This is a genomic window from Ancylobacter gelatini (assembly GCF_022601675.1).
GTDB lineage: Bacteria > Pseudomonadota > Alphaproteobacteria > Rhizobiales > Xanthobacteraceae > Ancylobacter > Ancylobacter gelatini.
Genome location: NZ_JAKVIL010000019.1, coordinates 1 through 3,057, shown reverse-complemented (window position 1 = coordinate 3,057; position 3,057 = coordinate 1). Strand labels below are relative to the sequence as shown.

The 3,057-nt window shown below is 67.2% G+C and carries 3 protein-coding genes; all 3 read right to left on the bottom strand.

The genetic code is table 11. The features are described from left to right. A complete protein-coding gene (locus MKI84_RS20550) occupies nt 1-1,500 on the bottom strand; it encodes a tripartite tricarboxylate transporter permease (RefSeq protein WP_241622135.1) in 1,500 nt (499 codons plus the stop codon). 17 nt (nt 1,501-1,517) lie between these two features. Beyond that, nucleotides 1,518-1,997, bottom strand: coding sequence for a tripartite tricarboxylate transporter TctB family protein (locus tag MKI84_RS20545; protein WP_241622134.1), 480 nt, complete (start codon nt 1,995-1,997; stop codon nt 1,518-1,520). A 101-nt stretch (nt 1,998-2,098) separates the two neighbouring features. Further along, the coding region (locus tag MKI84_RS20540; RefSeq protein ID WP_245404892.1) for a tripartite tricarboxylate transporter substrate-binding protein at nt 2,099-3,057 on the bottom strand (959 nt) is incomplete at its 5' end.

Genomic DNA, 3,057 nt, shown 5'->3' with positions numbered 1-3,057 from the left:
TTATTCCTGGAAGGCTTCCTCGCGTTTTTTACGGACGGATGGGAGCAGCACGACGATGAGGGCGAGTGCGGCGAGAGCGAGCATTGTTGCGGAGATGGGGCGTGTGACGAAGACGAGGGGGTCTCCGCGGGAGATGAGCATGGCGCGGCGCAGATATTCCTCGAGCATGGGCCCGATGATGAAGCCGAGCAGGAGCGGGGCGGGCTCGCAGTCGAGCTTGACCAGCGCGTAGCCGACGAGCCCGAACAGCGCCATGGTGAACACGTCGATGGCGTTGTTGTTCACGCTGTACACGCCGATGCAGCAGAAGCCGACGATGAGCGGGAACAGGATGTGGTAGGGCACGGTGAGCAGGCGCACCCAGATGCCGATCAGCGGCAGGTTGAGCACCACCAGCATGAAATTGCCGATCCACATCGAGGCGACGATGCCCCAGAACAGGTCCGGCTGCTCGTTCACCACATTGGGGCCCGGCACGATGCCCTGGATGATCAGCGCGCCGATCATCAGCGCCATCACCGGGTTTGAGGGAATGCCGAGGGTGAGCATCGGGATGAAGGAGGTCTGCGCGCCGGCATTATTGGCGCTTTCCGGCCCGGCCACGCCCTCGATCGCGCCCTTGCCGAAGCGCTGGGGCTCGCGCGAGATCTTCTTCTCGATCGAGTAGGAGGCGAAGGAGGATAGCACCGCCCCGCCGCCGGGCAGGATGCCGAGGAACGAGCCGAGAAAGGTGCCGCGCAGCACCGGTCCCGCGATGCGCTTGATGTCCTCCTTCGAGAGCAGCAGCCCCTTCACCTTCTGCACCATCACGGTGCGGGTGTGCTCCTCCTCGAGATTGCGCACGATTTCGCCGAGGCCGAACACGCCCATGGCCAGCGCCACGAACTCGATGCCGTCGGCGAGGTCGATCATGTTGAAGGTGAAGCGCGGGGTGCCGGTATAGACGTCCTGGCCGGACAGGCCGAGCAGGATGCCGAGCACCACCATGGCCAGCGCCTTCACCACCGAGCCGGAGGCCAGCGCCACCGAGGCGACGAGGCCGAGCACCATCAGCGCGAAATATTCCGGTGGCCCGAACTTCAGCGCGAGATCGGACAGCGGCGGGGCGAACACCGCGAGCAGGAAGGTGGCGACCGATCCGGCGAAGAACGAGCCGAGCGCGGCGGTGGCGAGCGCGGCGCCGGCGCGGCCCTGCCGCGCCATCTGGTAGCCGTCGATCGCGGTGACCACGGAGGAGGATTCGCCCGGCAGGTTGATCAGGATCGCCGTGGTCGAGCCGCCATATTGCGCGCCGTAATAGATGCCGGCCAGCATGATCAGCGCGGCGACCGGGGGCAGGCCGAAGGTGATGGGCAGCAGCATGGCGATGGTCGGCACCGGGCCGAGGCCCGGCAGCACCCCGATCAGCGTGCCCAGCAGCACGCCGAGGAAGCAGTAGAAGAGGTTCTGCAGCGAGAAGGCGACCGAGAAGCCGAGCGCGAGATTGTCGAAGATTTCCATGGGAACCGCTCCAGCCTTCAGTAACCGCCCAGCCAGGGGCCGAGCATGGGAAGCGGCAGGCCGAGGCCCTTGATGAACACCGCCCAGGAGAACGCCACCATCGCCGCCGACATGACCAGGCTGCGCATCAGCTTGAACTTGCCGCTGGCCAGCGAGGACAGGAACACGGCGAGCCCCATGGATGGGCCGAGGCCCAGCGTGCGGATGCCGAGGCCGAACACCACCACCGCGAGCGTGACGAAGAACAGGCCGCGCCACGACACGGCGCCGAAGCCCGGGGCCTCGCTGTCCCCGTCCGCGGCGCCGAGGCCGGAAATGACGACGATCAGCCCGAGAAAGGCCAGCAGGCCGCACAGGATCATCGGGAAATAGCCCGGCCCCATGCGCACCGCGCGCCCGAACGGCAGGTCCGATCCCAGCCAGGCGAACAGCGCGGCCAGCAGGATGAGCACGAGGCCGGCGGTGACGTCCTTCGGGTTCTTTATGTATCGCGTCATGCGCGGCGTTCCCGGAATGCGAGTATGGACACCCACCCGTCCGCCCGGCGGGCCAGGGTGGCGGCCGGCAGGGCGGACGGGCGATCGAGGTCGGTCCGCGATCAGTCGGCGAAGACGCCGGCCTGCTCGATGACGGGCTTCCACTTGGCGACTTCGGCGGCGAGGAACTTCTCGTGCACCTCGGGGGTGGCGCGCTCGAGCGCGACCGGCTCGGTGCCGAGATCGGCGAAGCGGGCGATGACCTTGGGGTCCTGCAGCGCCGCCACCAGCGCGGTGTTCAGCTTGTCCACCACCGCCTCGGGCGTGCCCTTCGGCGCGTAGATGCCGTGCCACACCGCGACCTCGAAGTCCTTCACGCCGCCTTCCTGCATGGTGGGCAGGTCCGGCATGGATTTGAGGCGGTTGGCGGTGGTGACGCCATAGGCCTTCACCTTGCCGGCCTTGATCTGGCCGGTGGTGTTGGTGGTCTGGTCGCACATCAGGTCGATCTGGCCGCCGACCAGGTCGTTCATCGCCGGGCCCGTGCCCTGATAGGGCACCGTGGTCATCTGCGTGCCGAGCGCCGACATGAACAGCATGCCGCACAGATGCGAGGCGGAGCCGACGCCGGCATTGCCGTAGATCACCCCGTCCTTCTTGTCCTTCACGAACGCCACCAGCTCGCCGATGTCCTTCGGCTCCAGGGTGGACTTGCCGATCAGGGTCATCGGCACGTCGGTGACGAGGCCGACCTCCTCGAAATCGGTCAGCACGTTGTAGGGCAGCTTGCGGTACAGCGTGGCGGCGGTCGCCTGGCCGATATGGTGCAGCAGGATCGTGTAGCCGTCCGGGTTGGCCTTGGCCACCTGCCCCGCGCCGCGCGTGCCGCCGGCGCCGCCGACATTCTCAACCACCACCTGCTGGCCCAGCGAGCGCGACATCGATTCCGCCACCAGACGCGCCACCGTGTCCGTCGGCCCACCCGCCGCAAACGGAACAACCATCGTCACCGAACGCGACGGATAGTCCTGAGCCTGCGCAAAACCAACAGGAACCGCAGCAATCGCAAGAGCCGCAAGGC

Bases quoted from the DNA above. Each gene is read 5' to 3' on its own strand.
- MKI84_RS20550 (WP_241622135.1), bottom strand. From the start codon at position 1,500: ATGGAAATCTTCGACAATCTCGCGCTCGGCTTCTCGGTCGCCTTCTCG.
- MKI84_RS20545 (WP_241622134.1), bottom strand. From the start codon at position 1,997: ATGACGCGATACATAAAGAACCCGAAGGACGTCACCGCCGGCCTCGTG.